We start from the raw sequence: 17,545 nt of genomic DNA on the forward strand, positions 1-17,545 counted from the left end.
CTCTCATTTTGATATGCGTTTATAATTAATTACAGTATTTCATTCTGTAATAGGAGGAGAGTATCTAACTTCCTTTATTAGAACCTCAGAATCTTGAATTTCACTCTTATCAATTAAGAAAATAGTTTTTGCTTCTTCAAACAATTCTAAAGCAGACACAAACCCAATCTTATTCAATAATTTCCCCGTCACCAGAATATCTTTATTCTTTTTTAAAAAGCTTTTATGAATAAAAAATCGAGGTACAGGTTTGTCATTTATTTTCTCATCAAAGTTTTCGTAATATGAAAAAACAAGACTTATTTGTGTAGGCTGTAAATTATTTGAGTCATTCCCCGCATCATAAAAGGTGTAAAAAACTAAATCACTAATAGGATTCTTAGCTTTATTAACTCTTTTAGACTGATAGTTTCCGTTTATTCCATTATGAACTACAAATAAAACTTTGTTTTTCTTTATTTTTTCCAAGTTCTGCGAATAACCAATAAAGTTTATTACAACAATTAAAAAAAAACTTAATATTAAAGATATTTTCATTTTGACATTAACTTAATCTGTACAGGTTTTGCTAAACATTTTGCCTATGTTGTTATAGCTTTGAAAATTCTTATATCTTGGAGATGTATTTGGTAACATCTCAAATTGAAACGCATCCGAATTTTGTAAACCTTCCATACTTAAATATTCAAAAAATTGATTCCAGTTCCAAGAGAGTTCTAATCCACTTGGGTTGTTTTCATCTATAAATCTATAATCTTTCAAACTTTCTTGATGTCTTTGAGGAATTAAATCATCTTTTATTTCCGATAAAATTCCTGCCATAGTTGGTAACATATAATCAAACATAAAGTCATGGTCAGATTGAAGAGGGCAGGCTGTTGAAAAATATAAATTCAATAACTCACTCAAATCTTTATCATTAATTTCATCAAAAGTTGTGCCACCACACTTGTACTGTTTTACTGAAAGATAAGCATGTAGCGACTCATGCAAAATCGTTTTAGCTAAAGAAATTGCACTAACACCCATTTTACTTTCGTTAATTTTAATTGTTGCATTAAAACTTGTTGTCTCACCTGTAGCTGAATTTGTTTTACGAGAAACTTGACATGTTCCACTAGGTGAAACCGTTGACGGTGGAATTGGATCAATATTATCTACCACCTTAAAGGTCACATTTAACTTTTCATTATCCCCAAAAGTATCTAAAAAGAGTGTTTTAAATTTAACCGATTGTTTAAGTTTATCATAAATACAATTTGCTTTTTGGTTTTTTACAAACGTACTCTCTAAAATCACATTATCCTCAAAATACACCTCACCATCTTCAACAAAAGCTTCCACAGCAGCATTTATAAAATCTGTATTGCCCTCACAACCCTTATCAAAGATATAAGCAGCCACCTTATTCCTATCACCTTCAGACAGACTGTTTACATAAGGTGTACCTGAAGCCTTATACCCTATGCACTCAAATATCTTTCTGGTAATATCGCTTTCCTTTAGCTGTTGGGTAAAGATTTCACTGTCTATTGGTAAATTATTCCCATCTCCTGTTGAGCCTCCTCCAGTATTTCCACCAGAAGATTCCCCGCCTCCTCCATCTGTTGGAGGCGCACCTCCCCCTGTTGCCTCACCGGCACTACCACAGGGTTCATAACCAATTATTGTACCAGCTCGATAGCCTTGAGAGCAACCCCCACACCTATCTAATGTATGATCTTTACAATTGCATAAAACCACTGTTTTAGCTATTGGGCAGAAATAACTATTTCTAGAAACCTCACCGCCTGTTTTAGGATCTATTAACTCTCCTTTTCCATTATCATCGTAAGTAATATAAAACTCATCTACCGCCTCATTATTATAGGCCAAAATGTAGTTTGTGGTTTTAGACATGTTCTCGGTTTGCGCCTTGAACGTAAATGCAGTCGTACTTCCTTTTTGTGCCATGAGCACCTCTGTTGAGTCTATACCTAACACAAAATCTTGTGATTGTGAGGTAAGACGGTACTGCCCCAATGGCACAGTGCGTTTGGTGACGTAACTCTTAATGTCCATACCATCCAAGTCCTTGCCTGCTACTTTAGTTTTAAAGGTGCTAAAATCTATCTTAGAGAACATACGCTCCTCTATATGCAGCGCATCATCATCTGTTTCGTGGATTTGGTTGTTACAACTATTAACTAGCAATAGTATTGTAAGTGCAGTTAATAAACGATAAAGGGCAGTGGTTTGTGGTTTGTGGTTTGTGGTTTGTGGTTTGAGGTTTGAGGTTTGAGGTTTGAGAAGTTAAAAGTCATAAAATTAAATTATAGAATGGATTATTGTGTTTAGCTATGCTATTAGAAGTCTAAGAGAGAATGATGTCATAAACCTACAAATAACAAGATTAATTTCCTAAGGTGAAATCGTAAAAAAGCTACTTTTTTGGCGAAAAACGGTTTTGGTATTACGGGAAAACCGTATAAAACGTGTTTTTTAAAATAGTTAGGCTTGCCATGAAGTAGATTCCGCATCACACTTCGACGGCGCTCAGTGGAACAGTGCGGAATGACAAGTGTTCAAGTTTCATAGGGGCAACAGTTACTTCCCGTTAAAGCTGTTCATAGTAGTATTTACTCCAGCTAGAGCAAAAGATTTTATCAATTCTACCGATGTTTCTAAACGCTCAGGAAGTTTTTCTATTTCATCATCATTCCATTCTCCTAAAACATAATCTACTTGTCTGCCTTTACTAAACGCATCACTTATACCAAACCGAAAACGGTTGTATTTGGTCGTATTCAGTTTTTCCTGAATATCTTTTAATCCATTATGACCTCCATCACTTCCTTTGGTTTTTAACCGAATGCTTCCAAAAGGTAAGTTTAAGTCATCAGTAATTATTAACAGGTTTTCTAAAGGTACTTTTTCTTTTGTTAACCAATAGATAACGGCTTTACCGCTTAGGTTCATAAACGTGCTAGGTTTTAGAAAAATAAAAGTGCGTCCTTTCAATTTATAAGTAGCCACATCCCCAAGTTTTTGTGTTTCAAAAGAAAAATCTACTTTTTTAGCAAAAAAATCCAAAATCTTAAACCCAATATTATGTCGTGTCTCAGCATATTTTTCACCAATATTTCCTAAACCAACAATTAAATATTTCTTCATAGGGTCTTGATCTTCTTTTGGTTTTTTAGATTTAAATAACTTTAACAAAAACCTGCACATAATTTTTAGCACAAATATAAAACAATAAATCCCGCAAAAAAGCGGGATTAATTCAACTTAATATTTTGAATGCGTTTTAACTATTCTAAACATAGTTTAATTAAAAAGCATCCTAAATAAAATTTAGAATGCTTATATTAATTTATAAATCTGTTTATTAAGAAACGGCTTTGAGTTTTTTAAGTGTAGTTTTTGTTAACTTGTCTTCTGCATAAACTTTGGTAACATTCAGTTTTTTGTCATTACTACTGGGCAATTCAAACATAGCATCGGTTAAAATTTCTTCACATAACGAACGTAGTCCTCTAGCTCCTAGTTTATATTCAATAGCTTTGTCTACAATAAAACCAAGCGCACCATCTGTAATGGTGAATTCAATATCGTCCATTGCAAACAACTTCTTATATTGCTTAATTATGGCATTCTTTGGCTCAGTTAATATCGCCCTCAAAGTTTTCGCATCTAAAGGATCCATGTACGTTAATACTGGGAGTCTTCCGATGATTTCGGGGATTAAGCCAAAATCTTTTAAATCCTTAGGAATAATGTACTGCAACAAATTATTCTGATCGATAATTTCATCAGACATTGAAGCAGCATAACCAACCGCTTTCATATTTAAGCGTTTAGAAATAACACGTTCTATACCATCAAAAGCACCACCAGCAATAAATAAAATATTTTCGGTATTCACCTCGATAAACTTTTGGTCTGGATGCTTCCTTCCGCCTTTGGGTGGAACATTCACTATAGTTCCTTCAAGCAACTTTAATAATGCTTGTTGCACACCTTCACCAGAAACATCTCGTGTAATAGATGGGTTGTCACTCTTACGTGCAATTTTATCTATCTCGTCAATAAATACAATACCCTTTTCAGCTTTTTCTAAATTATAATCCGCAGCTTGAAGCAAACGTGTTAGAATACTTTCTACATCTTCTCCAACATAACCTGCCTCTGTCAACACAGTGGCATCAACAATTGCCAAGGGTACGTTTAACATTCTGGCTACTGTTTTTGCCATCAATGTTTTACCTGTACCAGTTTGCCCAACCATTATGATATTACTCTTTTGGATTTCAATATCATCGTTTGTTGGTGGTTGCAATAAACGCTTGTAGTGATTATAAACAGCGACAGACATGACCTTTTTTGTCATTTCCTGACCAATAATATATTCATCAAGGAACGCTTTGATTTGCTGTGGTTTTCTTAGCTTTAATTCTGCAGATAAATCATTAGTGTCGTTTTGTTTGGATTCTTCAACAACAATTCCATGTGCCTGCTCAATACACCTATCACAAATATGCGCATCTAAGCCAGCGATTAATAAATTTGTTTCTGGCTTTTTCCGGCCACAAAACGAACATTCTAATTCTTCTTTTGCCATTAATCAGTTAAATTTGAGAGAAGCAAATTACTTCACTTTTTATATTTATGACTTGTAAAAGTACGATTTTTTTTAGTTTCTAGCTAATATCTCGTCTATCATGCCGTATTCTTTCGCCTTATCGGCTTTCATCCAATAGTCTCTATCACTATCTTCATATACTTTGTCGTAATCTTGACCTGAATGCTTACTAATGATTTTATAAAGCTCTTCTTTTAGTGTTAGGATTTCCTTAGCCGTAATCTCAATATCACTTGCTTGACCTTGCGCACCGCCCATTGGCTGATGAATCATTACTCTAGAGTGGGTTAAACCACTGCGCTTTCCTTTTTCTCCAGCGCACAACAATACCGCACCCATTGAGGCTGCCATTCCTGTACAAATTGTAGCAACATCTGGCTTAATAAATTGCATGGTATCATAAATACCTAAACCTGCATACACACTTCCTCCTGGAGAGTTGATGTAAATTTGTATGTCTTTAGAAGCATCAACACTTTCTAAAAACAATAACTGGGCTTGAATAATATTTGCAACTTGATCGTTTATACCCGTTCCTAAAAATATGATTCTATCCATCATCAATCGTGAGAACACATCAAAGATGGCAATATTCATTTGGCGCTCTTCAATAATATTCGGAGTTAGGTTAGTAGGATACATACTACTTATAATTTTGTTGTAATATGTACTACTAATACCTTGATCTTTGGTTGCAAATTTTTCGAACTCTTTAGCGTAATCCATAATAAGCTATATCTTTTTATTTTTAATATCCTGACTTACATCAGTATGAAATAATTTTAATGGTTTAATGAAAATAAAATGCGCTTGAACCCGAGGGGTTCAAGCGCATAAATATAATGAATTATTATTTGATTTATTTGTCGCCGTATACTTCTTTAACAAACTTTTCGTAACTCAATTCCTTTACCTTTAAGTTTGCTTTTTCTTTATACAATTCAATTAATTTTTGACTTATTAATTGCTCTGAAATTCTACGTGCTTCTTCTTGATTTCCTAATACTCTTGCTGCAATACCTTCGAGCTCTTCATCTGATGGATTCATTTGTCCAAACTGTGCCATTTGAGCTTTGATCATTTCTTTGGCATGCCCTTTGATATCTTCGATAGTAACTTGGATATCATTCTCCTGAATTAATTTACCTTCAATTAACTGGTAGCGTAAACTTTTTTCGGATTTCTCGTATTCTTCCTTAGCTTGTTCAGCATCCATTTCAGTTTCACCTGCTGTTTGCATCCATTTTGTTAAAAACTCTGCTGGTAAATCAAATTTTGTACTGTCTACTAAATATTCAGTAACATCATTCAACAACTTTTGGTCAGATTGCTGTTTGAATTGCTTTTCAGCATCGTCTTTTATTTTAGCTTTAAGTTCTGAAACCGAAGTCACTTCTTTATTTTGGAACAATTTATCAAACAACTCTTGATCTAAATCTGCCAATTCTCTTTTGTTGATTTCAGAAATGGTAAATGTTACCTCAATATCTAAACCATGCGCATCGTCATGCTCTACTTTTAAAGCATGCATTAAATCGTGATCATCTTCAAACAATCCTTTTGTTTTTAACGTAATAACATCTCCTGCTTTGGCACCAATAAATTTCTTTGGAGTTGCTTTTCCTTTAAATTTATCTAAAGTAAGCGTTACTGTATTGTCAATGTCGCGCTCTTCGTTTTTGTAAGCACCTGTTATTTCACTATCCTTTTCAACGGTGTCTTGAGACACTAATTTTCCATATTGTTTTTGAATACGCTCAATCTGCTCATCGATCATCTTATCATCAGCAACAATATTGTAATGTGTAATTGCTTTTTTACCTTTTAGCTTTACATCAAACTCAGGAGCTAATCCTAATTCAAATTCAAAAGAAAAACCATCTTCATCCCAGTTTATATCATCTTGTGGTTTTGGTAATGGTTGCCCTAAAACATCCAATTTTTCTTCGGTAAGGTATTTGTTTAATGCATCTTGCAAAAGCTTATTTACCTCATCAACCAATACTGCTTTACCGTATTGTTTTTTTACCATTCCCATTGGCACATGCCCTTTTCTAAACCCTGGAATGTTGGCAGTTTTACGATAATCTGTTAAGATTTTCTCTACTTTTTCGCTATAATCTTCTTTAGCGATATCTACTTTTACTACCGCGTTTAATGCATCTAAGTTTTCTCTTGTAATATTCATTGTAATGCTATTAGCCTAAAAGGCATTTTATAAATGGGTTTTACACCAAATTTTTTTTAACTAAAATTGGGATGCAAAATTAGTATATTTTTACATCCCAACAAAGTTTTTAATTGCTTGATTTTGAGCCTATTTTTTATCTTTTTTTAAGAAAGACTGCAAAAGAGATTGTAGTATAGATAATAAAACGCTGAATAATATTGCCCACCAAATATTTGCTACTGAGAAACCATCTATAAATTTATCGGCTAAAAGTATAATTATCCCATTAATTACTAATAAAAATAACCCAAGCGTTATAATGGTTACTGGTAAAGTTAAAATAACCAATAATGGTTTTACTAAAAGATTTAGAATTGATAATACCAATGCTACAATAATTGCAGACACATAACCATCTACACTTACGCCTGTTAATATATTTGCTAATACAAGAACTGCAACAGCATTTAGTAATAATTTTAAAATTAAGTTCATGATTTTTAGTTTTGACTATGAATTTACAAAATTTATTACAGCTTCAAAAAACGCCTTAGGATTCTCTGCATGCAACCAATGTCCTGCATTTAAAATAGTTACTATTTCAACATTTGAAAAATGATTTTTTATAATCCTTTCATCATCTGCTCCAATATATTCTGACCGATCGCCACGCAAAAACAGGGTGTCTTTTTCAAATCTTGCATAACTTGGTAGTGCTTCTCCAACCTCGGCAACTTCATTTTGTAATACTTCTAAATTTATGCGAAGCCCCAATTGTCCTTTCTCTACCCAATACAAATTTTTTAATAAAAACTGACGTGTGCCAACATCTGAAACATAGTCGCTTAGAGCTTTATCGGCTTCTCCTCTACTTTTAATGCTATCAAAATCCAGTGCGCCTAGTCCATTTAAAATTGCATCATGGTGCACAGGATAAAATCTTGGAGAAATATCAGCAACTATTAATTTTGACACCAGTTCTGGGTACTCGGTTGCAAACAACATTGCTGTTTTCCCACCCATGGAATGCCCCAGTAAAATAATTTTATCTAAGCGTTTTACTTCGCAATAGTGTTTTAAATCTTCTGCTAACACTTCATAACTAAAAGCATCGTCATGAAAACTATGCCCATGATTGCGCTGATCTACCAAATGCACTTCGTATCCTAACTCAGCAAGATTTTTACCATGAGTTTTCCAATTGTCGCCCATGCCTAAAAACCCATGTAGAATCACAAACGGTTGTCCTTCCCCTAATATATTTGAATGTAAAATCATAAAGCTTTTTTTCTGGCTGAGGCTCTCGAAACCATAAATTATTAATCATGAGGTGACTTCGAGAGCCTCAGTCACCAATAGTTCTACTTTAATTTGTTTAAATACATTTGAATTACATTCTCAATGCCTAAGTACAAACTCTCTGCAACTAAAGCATGCCCGATAGAAACTTCCAACAGATTTGGAATATTTTCTTTGAAAAATTGAATATTATCTAATGATAAATCATGCCCCGCATTAATCCCTAAACCTAAGTCGTTTGCCAAAATAGCACTTTCGGTATAATGTAAAATACCATCTTTATTTCCCAAATTATATTGATGTGCAAAACTTTCAGTATACAGTTCAATTCTATCAGTTCCTGTTGCTTTAGCTCCTTCAATTTGTTTTAAAATCGGGTCGACAAAAATAGATGTTCTAATCCCATGCTTTTGGAACTCTGCAATTACATCAATTAGAAAATCCTTGTGTTTTATAGTATCCCAACCTGCATTGCTTGTTATGGCATCTTCGGCGTCAGGCACCAATGTAACTTGCGTAGGTTTTACACTCAATACCAAATCCATAAATGATTTTATGGGATTACCTTCAATATTGTACTCCGTATACACCTCAGGTTTTAAATCTCTTGCATCTTGGTAACGTATGTGGCGTTCGTCTGGTCTTGGGTGTATAGTAACACCCTCTGCACCAAAACGCTGTACATCTTTTGCAAATTGTACCACATTTGGCACATCACCACCTCTAGAGTTTCTTAATGTAGCTATCTTGTTAATATTTACACTTAACTTTGTCATTTAATCAATTTTAAAGTACAAAAATACAAACTAGAACAGGCTTAGGTAGGTTTTTTTTGATTAATTTGCAATGTAATTAATAGTGCACATGAGACTTTCAGAATTTATTATAAACGACATAAAACCAGTAAAAACTAACAGTAAAATAAGTGAGTTGCAAGAGTTTTTTAACCAGCTAACCTATTCGCATATCCCTATTCAGGATGAAAACGGTGTTTTTGCAGGTACGTTTTTTGAGACTGATGTGCATTGTTTTGATGGCAACAAATTGGTAAGCGACTACCTGTATAGTTTAGAGGATTTTTATGTGAGAGAAAGCACCATGTGGCTAGACGTTTTGGAAGCTTTTGCCCAAAACTCGGCTAATATTATGCCTGTTTTGAATGAAAAAGGTGATTATCTGGGGTATTATGAGCTTAATGATGTGATAGGACTTTTTAACGAATCCCCATTTTTTAATGAAGCTGGAGGTGTTTTAGTGGTTGAAAAAGGCATTAATGATTATTCTTTTAGCGAGATAAGCCAAATTGTAGAGTCTAACAACGGAAAATTGCTCGGAGCGTTTGTTTCGAAAATGAAAAATGATATTGTTCAAGTTACCTTAAAAATTGGAAACACCAGTCTTAATAATATTATTCAAACGTTTAGGCGTTACAGCTACAATATTGCATCAGGACATGAGGAAGATAGTTTTACACAGAATTTAAAAGAACGGTCGGACTATTTAAAAAAGTATTTAAACATTTAATGTATGAAGTTAGCCGTTTTTGGACGCTTTAATAATAAGTACACACTTACATCTGTAGACACACTACTTAACTACGTTGCAAAAAAAGATGTGGAAGTCTATATAGAATCTGAATTTTCGGAACTCATAAAATCTGTTTCAACAAAAAGAGATTTTTATGGTACGTTTGAAACGTTTAAATCCCTGGACGAATCATTCGATTTATTGGTAAGTATTGGTGGTGATGGCACTATTTTAAGAGCTATAACCTTTGTGATGAACTTAGACATCCCTATTGTTGGCATTAATACCGGAAGATTAGGATTTCTGGCAACAATTCAGGTTGAGGATATTGAAAAAGCAGTACAAAATATAATTGACGGTAAATATAGAATTTCAGAACGCAGCTTACTCACTGTAGAAACGTCACCTGAAAATGATGATATTTTGGACTTAAACTTTGCCTTAAACGAGATAGCCGTTAGCCGTAAAAATACTACTTCCATGATTACTGTTGAAACACTTCTTGACGGGCAATATCTTACCTCATATTGGAGTGATGGCTTAATTGTATCAACACCAACAGGCTCCACTGGCTATTCCCTAAGCTGTGGTGGCCCCGTAATAACACCTGGCGCCAACAGCTTTGTGCTTACGCCTATTGCTCCACATAATTTAAGCGCAAGACCATTGGTAATTCCCGATTCTACCGAAATTCAATTAAAAGTTGACGGTCGTGAAGAGCAACATTTGGTTTCGTTAGACTCCAGAATTGCAACTTTAGATAATGGTACGATTATAAAAATTAAAAAAGCCGACTTTAAAATTAAAATGATTGATTTACTTGACGAGAGCTTTTTAAAAACACTTCGTAAAAAAATGTTGTGGGGAGAGGATAACCGAAATTAACTGCCCCTACTAACCCCCGAAAGTGAGGAACTCCTAAACCGATTGAAAGATAGTAAATGTGATTTTAGTAGTAATTAATGTGTAGATAAAACTAAATTTAGGATAAGATACTAAAGCTAGCAGATAGCAACCCGTTAGGGATTGAGGGATACTTCGATAAACTCAGTAACCACCTTAGCGACCGAGCGGGGCAACGCCAAAAATCTATTCTCTATTCATAAACAATAATTCGGTATAAAATCTGTTTTACGTTGATACTATTCAATTCAAATTGCAATAGGCTCATCTTATTTATTATATTTGCAAACTTTAAATAGCTATGCGGCACGTAAACCTATTAATAATTAGCTTGTTAACATTTCAACTTAGCTTCTCTCAAATCAATGAAATTGGTATATTTGCGGGGGGTAGTAATTTTATTGGTGATGTTGGTGCAACAGATTATATTTCTCCAAATCAAGCTGCATTTGGAGCTATCTACAAATGGAACAGAAGTGCGAGACATTCCTACAGGGTTTCAATAATGTTTACCGAATTGGAAGGTATAGATTTAAACTCTGACGACCCAAGACGCCAACAGCGCGGTTATAGCTTTAATAACAGCATGTTTGAAGTTTCCGCCGGAATGGAGTTTACCTTTATGGATTTCAACCTACATAATGGCAAACCTGTTGCAACACCATATTTGTACACAGGTTTAAGCATTGCAAGACATGACAACTATTTCTTTTTTAATGATGTACAAACCTCAGAAAATAGTGAAAGTTGGGCATATGGTATACCAATGGTATTAGGGTTTAAAATGCGCTTGATTGATAATTTTATATTAGGCATGGAAGTTGGAGTGCGTTACACGTTTTCTGATGAAATTGATGGAAGCGAACCTGATGCTAATTTTAGGCAACAATTCCGTTTTGGCAATATAAACAACAATGATTGGTATACATTTACAGGGATAACCTTAACTTACACATTTGGGCAAAACCCGTGTTATTGTATTGAATAATGGATTTAAAAGACAACATACTACTTAAAGCTTTACCACAGCACATTGCTATTATTATGGATGGTAACGGGCGTTGGGCAAAACAAAAGGGTATGATACGTGCTTTTGGACATGAAAATGGCACAAAATCGGTGAGGCAAGTTGTAGAAGCTTCAGCAGAAATAGGTGTACCAAATTTAACACTTTATGCTTTTTCTACAGAGAATTGGAATCGTCCGAAGCTGGAGGTTAAAACCTTAATGAAGTTGTTAATATCATCCTTAAAAAAGGAAATAAAAACACTTCAAGATAACAATATAAAGCTATCGGCTATTGGCAACTTAAATCTGCTCCCATCAAAGGTTCATAAAGAACTTTCAGAAGTGATGGCAGCCACTAAGAATAATTCAAGAATGACCTTGACTTTAGCATTAAGCTACGGCTCTAGGGAAGAATTGCTAAACACTGTTAAAGAAATTAGCAATAAAGTTAAAAATAACATAATTTCGCCCGAGGCTATTGACGAATCAATTATAAATAAGCATCTTTACACGCAAAATTTACCAGACGTAGACTTGCTTATCAGAACTAGTGGCGAAAAACGTATTAGTAATTTTTTGCTTTGGCAAATAGCTTATGCCGAACTGTATTTCACAGAAGTACTTTGGCCAGATTTTACAAAAGAAGACTTGTATAAAGCTATTATAGAATATCAAAAAAGAGAAAGACGATTTGGGAAAACAAGTGAACAACTTAGCTAATACATTTCTATTGAAAACTCACCTAAAACAATGTATTGCAATATTATTTATTGCACTTAGCTTTACACTTCAAGCACAGGATATTGAATTTGAAAATGGTAAAACCTACACTATAGGAGGTGTATCTGTATCTGGTAATACAAGCTTTAACGAACAAACGGTTATAGCATATTCAGGCTTAAGAAAAGATACTGAAATTAAAATTCCTGGTGAGGACATCGCTAATGCCATCAAAAAGCTTTGGGGCTCGAAACTATTTAGTGATATTGAGGTTTACCTTAAAAATATTGAAGGTAATGAAGCTTTCCTTGAAATTCGTTTATCCGACTTACCTCAATTAATTGATGTAAAAGTTACTGGGGTTAAAAAGAGTAAAGTTGAAGGCATAATTACCGACAACAAGCTTAAAAAAGGTGCAAAGGTAACTGAAAACCTTATCACAACGACAAAAAACTTCCTAAAGAAAAAGTATAAGAAAAAGGGGTTTTATAATACCAAGGTAAACATCAATACTATAGAGGTTAAGGATACTCTGGATAAAGCCAGAGTAAATATGGTAGTAGCCATTGATAAAGGTGAGAAGGTAAAAATAAAGGACATTATTTTTGAAGGCGATTCCGCATTGAAAGAAAAAGTGCTTAGAAAGGCTATGAAAAGCACCAAGAAAATCAACCGTTTACGCTTTCTAAAACGATCAAAATTTATAGACTCCGCATATCAGGCAGATCTTTCTAGCTTGGTAGATAAATATGCTGAAAACGGATATAGAGATGCTAGAATAATTTCAGATAGCATCATTGTGAATGATGACAAAACCATCTCTATTCACATAAAACTTGAAGAAGGCGATCTTTATAAGTTTGGAAATATCAGCTTTATAGGTAATACCGTTTACACCGATGCACAACTAGATAGGTATATTCGTATAAAAAAAGGAGACACTTATAACGGGGTAATGCTCCAAAAACGCATACAGGATAACACCAAACCCGATGGTGATGATATTGCCAACCTATATCAAAATAATGGATATTTATTCTCATCCATAAACCCTGTTGAAGTTAGCGCTGATGAGAATGTTATTGATTTAGAAATTAGAATTTCAGAAGGGAAACCTGCATATTTTAATAATGTTTCAGTGGTTGGGAACGACAAAACAAACGATCACGTAATTTATAGAGAATTGCGCACACGTCCTGGACAGTTATACAGTAAGGCAGATGTGGTACGCACAGTAAGGGAATTAGGGCAATTAGGTTTTTTCGATGCACAAGAAATATCACCGGACTTTCAAAACCCCAACCCTAATGAAGGTACCATTGACATGGAATTCTCTGTTAAGGAAACAGGCTCCAGCCAAATTGAATTGCAAGGTGGTTATGGCGGCGGTGGTTTTATAGGTACTTTAGGGCTATCCTTCAACAACTTCTCTATGAAAGGTCTTTTTGATAAAGAGGCTTATCAACCTGTACCTATGGGAGACGGCCAACGCTTATCGCTTCGTTTACAAGCAAGCCAGTTTTTCCAAACCTATAGTTTTTCTTTTTCTGAGCCTTGGTTGGGTGGTAAACGCCCCGTACAGTTCTCAGTTTCTCTGTCACATACTAAACAATTTCAGTTTAATGCTTTTGACCCAAGAGCTAGAAACAGAAGACCAGACAGGAGCAGAAGTTTTAACATTACAGGTATTACTTTAGGATTAGCTAAACGTTTAACAGTACCTGATAATTTTTTCACCTTATCACAAGCTTTAGGTTATCAAGTATATGACTTAAATAACTTTAACACACCATTATTTAGCTTTGGCGATGGTAGTTCAAAAAACCTTTCTTACACTTTTGGTTTAACTAGAAACAATACACGGATAGACCCTATATTCCCAACAGGGGGATCTAATTTCGCCCTCACCGCAAAATTTTCGCCCCCATGGTCTTTATTTGACGGTGTAGATTACGAAGCACTAATTAACGAGCGAAACGATCAAAATGCCATTTTAAGAGATGCCTCAAGTACTGAAACACAACGCGCAGATGCAGATGCTCGATTAAGTCAAATTGATCAAGAACGTTTCAACTGGTTAGAATTTTACAAAGTAAACTTTACGGCAGATTGGTATACATCTGTTCTTAAAGCAGGAAAAAATGATTTAGTACTAAGACCAAGTATAGAATTTGGTTTTTTGGGAGCTTATAATAACGATAGAGGCGTGATACCTTTTGAGCGTTTCTTTGTTGGTGGTGATGGTTTAGGCAACTTTGCGCTAGATGGCAGGCAAATAGTGCAATTAAGAGGTTACCCTAACCAATCGCTTTCCCCGCAAGATGGCGGAAGCATTTATAACAAGTTCTCTTTAGAGCTGCGCTACCCCGTTACACTAAAAGCATCTGCAAAAATTTACGCCTTAGGCTTCTTAGAAGGAGGAAACTCTTATAATAGCTTTCGCGATTTTAATCCTTTCAACATAAAACGCTCAGCTGGTTTAGGGGTGAGAATTTTTATGCCTGCGTTTGGTTTATTGGGAATCGATTTTGGACGTCGTTTCGACGATATTCCTGGACAACCTGGGTCTAGCGGCGCATGGGAAACTCACTTTATAATTGGACAGCAATTTTAGTTGAAAAAATACTTTGGCACGATATTTTCTAATAACAGTTTGATGATTTGAATGAGAATTAAAATTTTTAAGATTAAATTTCGTTAGTTTTGAAGATACAATTCAAAGGAGTGGCAGGAAAAAATGAAATCATCTGTCGTTTTTAGAATTTATAAATTATAAACTAAACTATAACACAGATGCAAAAAAACGTTCTTTTTTTATTGACATTAGTAGTTATGCTAAGTGTTTCGGTACATGCGCAACGTGGTGTGAGAATTGCATATATTGACACAGAATATATTTTAGAAAATGTGCCAGAATACCAAGAAGCGATGTCTCAATTGGACGATAAAGCGCAGAAATGGAAAAACGAAATTCAGGCTAAGCTTTCTGAAATTGCACAGAAACGAAAAGACTTAAGCAACGAAAAAGTATTATTGACCAACGAGCTTATTGAAGAGCGTGAGGAAGATATAACTTTTGAAGAAAAAGAAATTCTAGACTACCAGCAAAAACGATTTGGACCAAATGGAGATTTAGTAATTCAACAAAAACAGTTGATGCAGCCCATTCAGGATCAGATATTTGCAGCAGTGCAAGATATGGCAGCTAGTAGAAAGTACGATTTTATTTTTGATAAATCGGCCGATGTAGTGATGCTGTATTCCGCTGAGCGATTTGATATTAGCGATCAAGTTTTAAGAGCTATTACCAGGTCTTCAAAACGAAGACAAGCTCAAAACAAAGCGCAACGTAAAGCAGCTGAGGAAGAGGAAACCGTTCCAGAAATTAATGAGGAACAAGAAGCTAGAGAGGCAGCTCTAGAAGAGAAAAAAGCTGCTAGGGAAAGTGCAGTTGAAAAGCGTAGACAGGAAATATTAGCATCACGCGAAGCAAAGAAAAAAGAAGCTGAAGCGAAACGTCAAAAAATACTTGAAGAACGTGAAAAAGCAAAACAAGCTAAGTTAGAAGCCAGAAACAAAACGGCAGCTAAAACAGAAAACGAAGCTACTAAACAAGATGAAACTTCAAAAAGTGAGGAAACTGAAACAAAAACCAGACAGCAACTTATTGAAGAAAACAGAAAAAAGAAATTAGCAGATAGGGAAGCCCGTAAAAAAGCACTTGAAGCAAAGAAAAAGAAAATATTAGAAGACCGTAAAAAGGTCCTAGAAGAAAAGAAAAAAGCTAGAGATAGCATAAACAACAATTAATAAACTTAAAATTATAACACATTAATACTATTTTGAAAATGAAACATTTTAAATCAATTTTATTCGCAACTGCTTTATGTATAGGTATGATAAGTTTTGTTGGGGCACAAAGCAAAATTGCACATATAAACACCCAAGAATTAATTCAAGCTATGCCAGAAATGGCAGAAGCCAAAGCGCAATTAGAAACACTTTCTAAAACATACCAAACTGAACTGCAAAGTTTAGGAGCAGAATTCCAAAAGAAAGTAGAGCTTTATGATAAAGAAGCGGCTACAAAAACAAAGGAAGAAAATACAAATCGTGCAAAGGAAGTACAAACAATGGAACAAAGTATCCGTGAGTATCAGCAAAAAGCTTCACAGGACCTACAAAAAAAAGAGTTTGATTTACTTAAGCCTATTACCGAAAAAGCTAGAGAAGCTATTTTAAAAGTAGCTAGAGCCCAAGGTTTTGAATATGTATTGGACTCTTCCCAAAGTGTAATGATTATGGCAGATGGTAAAGATTTACTTGTCGACGTAAAAGCGTCATTAGGAATTTAATCTACCCGCACAAATAACTTACTTTAAGCTGCTTCGTTTTGAAGCAGCTTTTTTATTTGGTACAACTAATTTTTAATAAAATTAGTTGTACTTATCCTGATGTATATCAGGATCTCTTTACATATCTTAGCAGTATTGGTTTTATATTATGAACAGTAAACCTATTGGTATTTTTGATTCTGGTGTTGGTGGCACCTCCATTTGGAAGGAGATTCACCAGCTTTTACCTCATGAACATAGTATCTATCTTGCTGATAGCATTAATGCCCCTTACGGACCAAAAGGCACAGAAAAGATCACCCAACTAAGCATAAAAAATACCGAGCTTTTATTAGAAAAAGGATGTAAACTTATAGTTGTAGCTTGTAATACCGCTACAACAAACGCCATTGCCTACTTGCGCCAAACTTATAATGTACCGTTTATTGGTATTGAGCCCGCAATTAAACCAGCTGCACTTCATACAAAAAGCAATGCTGTTGGTATTTTGGCAACAAAGGGCACCTTATCTAGCGCATTGTTTTCTGAAACCTCTGAGCGGTTTACGAGCAACGTTAAGGTTATTGAACGCGAAGGTAAAGGCATTGTAGAACTTATTGAAAGCGGAAAATTATATTCTGATGACATGAGGTTCTTACTTTCGCAATATTTAGAACCTATGCTTAAAGCTAATATTGATTATTTAGTTTTAGGATGCACACATTATGCTTATCTTATCCCGATCCTTTTAGAATTATTGCCAACCTATGTAAAGATTATAGATTCTGGTGAAGCAGTAGCACGACAAACAAAAGCTGTTTTAACCAAATACCATTTGTTAAATACCGAAATTACACCGCCAAAACTTAAGTTTTACACCAATGGTAGTGTGGATATCATGCGTTCTCTTTTAGGTGAAGATTTTTATGTCGAGTACCTAAAGTTTTAATTTTTTCCGAA

General features: G+C 34.6%; 17 protein-coding genes. 8 read left to right on the forward strand and 9 right to left on the reverse strand.

Going from position 1 to position 17,545, the window contains the following annotated elements:
* Positions 1-39: 39 nt before the first annotated feature.
* The 9 genes from AC1B0Z_RS09225 to AC1B0Z_RS09265 form a co-directional block, all read right to left on the reverse strand.
* A complete protein-coding gene (locus AC1B0Z_RS09225) occupies positions 40-537 on the reverse strand; it encodes a hypothetical protein (protein ID WP_483791682.1) in 498 nt (165 codons plus the stop codon).
* 12 nt (positions 538-549) lie between these two features.
* Positions 550-2,193: a hypothetical protein gene (locus tag AC1B0Z_RS09230; RefSeq protein WP_483791683.1), complete on the reverse strand. Its 1,644-nt coding sequence runs from the start codon at positions 2,191-2,193 to the stop codon at positions 550-552.
* Positions 2,194-2,586: 393 nt separating this feature from the next.
* The gene (pth, locus tag AC1B0Z_RS09235; RefSeq protein ID WP_483791684.1) at positions 2,587-3,213 is read right to left on the reverse strand and encodes an aminoacyl-tRNA hydrolase; all 627 of its coding nucleotides are present in this window, start codon (positions 3,211-3,213) and stop codon (positions 2,587-2,589) included.
* A 157-nt stretch (positions 3,214-3,370) separates the two neighbouring features.
* Positions 3,371-4,603 carry an ATP-dependent Clp protease ATP-binding subunit ClpX gene (gene clpX, locus AC1B0Z_RS09240; RefSeq protein WP_483791685.1) on the reverse strand — a complete coding sequence of 411 codons (1,233 nt, stop codon included), beginning with the start codon at positions 4,601-4,603 and terminating at the stop codon, positions 3,371-3,373.
* Positions 4,604-4,675: 72 nt separating this feature from the next.
* The gene (gene clpP, locus AC1B0Z_RS09245) at positions 4,676-5,350 is read right to left on the reverse strand and encodes an ATP-dependent Clp endopeptidase proteolytic subunit ClpP (protein WP_130937273.1); all 675 of its coding nucleotides are present in this window, start codon (positions 5,348-5,350) and stop codon (positions 4,676-4,678) included.
* Positions 5,351-5,483: 133 nt separating this feature from the next.
* On the reverse strand, positions 5,484-6,812 hold the full coding sequence (gene tig, locus AC1B0Z_RS09250; protein ID WP_483791686.1) for a trigger factor: 1,329 nt from the start codon (positions 6,810-6,812) through the stop codon (positions 5,484-5,486).
* A gap of 129 nt (positions 6,813-6,941) precedes the next feature.
* A complete protein-coding gene (locus tag AC1B0Z_RS09255; protein WP_483791687.1) occupies positions 6,942-7,289 on the reverse strand; it encodes a phage holin family protein in 348 nt (115 codons plus the stop codon).
* 15 nt (positions 7,290-7,304) lie between these two features.
* Complete coding sequence (locus AC1B0Z_RS09260) at positions 7,305-8,072, reverse strand: alpha/beta fold hydrolase (protein WP_483791688.1); 768 nt, start codon at positions 8,070-8,072, stop codon at positions 7,305-7,307.
* A gap of 83 nt (positions 8,073-8,155) precedes the next feature.
* A complete protein-coding gene (locus tag AC1B0Z_RS09265; protein ID WP_483791689.1) occupies positions 8,156-8,869 on the reverse strand; it encodes a pyridoxine 5'-phosphate synthase in 714 nt (237 codons plus the stop codon).
* 88 nt (positions 8,870-8,957) lie between these two features.
* Here AC1B0Z_RS09265 and AC1B0Z_RS09270 point away from each other — a divergent pair, with 88 nt between their 5' ends.
* From AC1B0Z_RS09270 to murI, 8 genes are all read left to right on the forward strand, one after another.
* Positions 8,958-9,617: a CBS domain-containing protein gene (locus tag AC1B0Z_RS09270; RefSeq protein ID WP_483791690.1), complete on the forward strand. Its 660-nt coding sequence runs from the start codon at positions 8,958-8,960 to the stop codon at positions 9,615-9,617.
* Positions 9,618-9,620: 3 nt separating this feature from the next.
* The gene (locus AC1B0Z_RS09275; RefSeq protein ID WP_483791691.1) at positions 9,621-10,505 is read left to right on the forward strand and encodes an NAD kinase; all 885 of its coding nucleotides are present in this window, start codon (positions 9,621-9,623) and stop codon (positions 10,503-10,505) included.
* A 319-nt stretch (positions 10,506-10,824) separates the two neighbouring features.
* Positions 10,825-11,511, forward strand: coding sequence for a type IX secretion system protein PorG (porG, locus tag AC1B0Z_RS09280; RefSeq protein ID WP_483791692.1), 687 nt, complete (start codon positions 10,825-10,827; stop codon positions 11,509-11,511).
* Positions 11,511-12,251, forward strand: coding sequence for an isoprenyl transferase (locus AC1B0Z_RS09285; RefSeq protein WP_483791693.1), 741 nt, complete (start codon positions 11,511-11,513; stop codon positions 12,249-12,251). The genes porG and AC1B0Z_RS09285 overlap by 1 nt, the downstream gene beginning before the upstream one ends.
* Complete coding sequence (locus AC1B0Z_RS09290; RefSeq protein WP_483791694.1) at positions 12,223-14,865, forward strand: BamA/OMP85 family outer membrane protein; 2,643 nt, start codon at positions 12,223-12,225, stop codon at positions 14,863-14,865. Before AC1B0Z_RS09285 ends, AC1B0Z_RS09290 begins: the two co-directional genes overlap by 29 nt.
* 179 nt (positions 14,866-15,044) lie before the next feature.
* Positions 15,045-16,061 carry an OmpH/Skp family outer membrane protein gene (locus AC1B0Z_RS09295; RefSeq protein ID WP_483791695.1) on the forward strand — a complete coding sequence of 339 codons (1,017 nt, stop codon included), beginning with the start codon at positions 15,045-15,047 and terminating at the stop codon, positions 16,059-16,061.
* 38 nt (positions 16,062-16,099) lie between these two features.
* Entirely contained in the window at positions 16,100-16,606 is a 507-nt protein-coding gene (locus AC1B0Z_RS09300) for an OmpH/Skp family outer membrane protein (protein WP_483791696.1), read from the forward strand.
* A gap of 148 nt (positions 16,607-16,754) precedes the next feature.
* Entirely contained in the window at positions 16,755-17,534 is a 780-nt protein-coding gene (gene murI, locus AC1B0Z_RS09305) for a glutamate racemase (protein ID WP_483791697.1), read from the forward strand.
* The last annotated feature ends 11 nt before the right edge of the window (positions 17,535-17,545 follow it).

The sequence above is a fragment of the Hyunsoonleella sp. J2K-J805 genome (genome assembly GCF_057167125.1).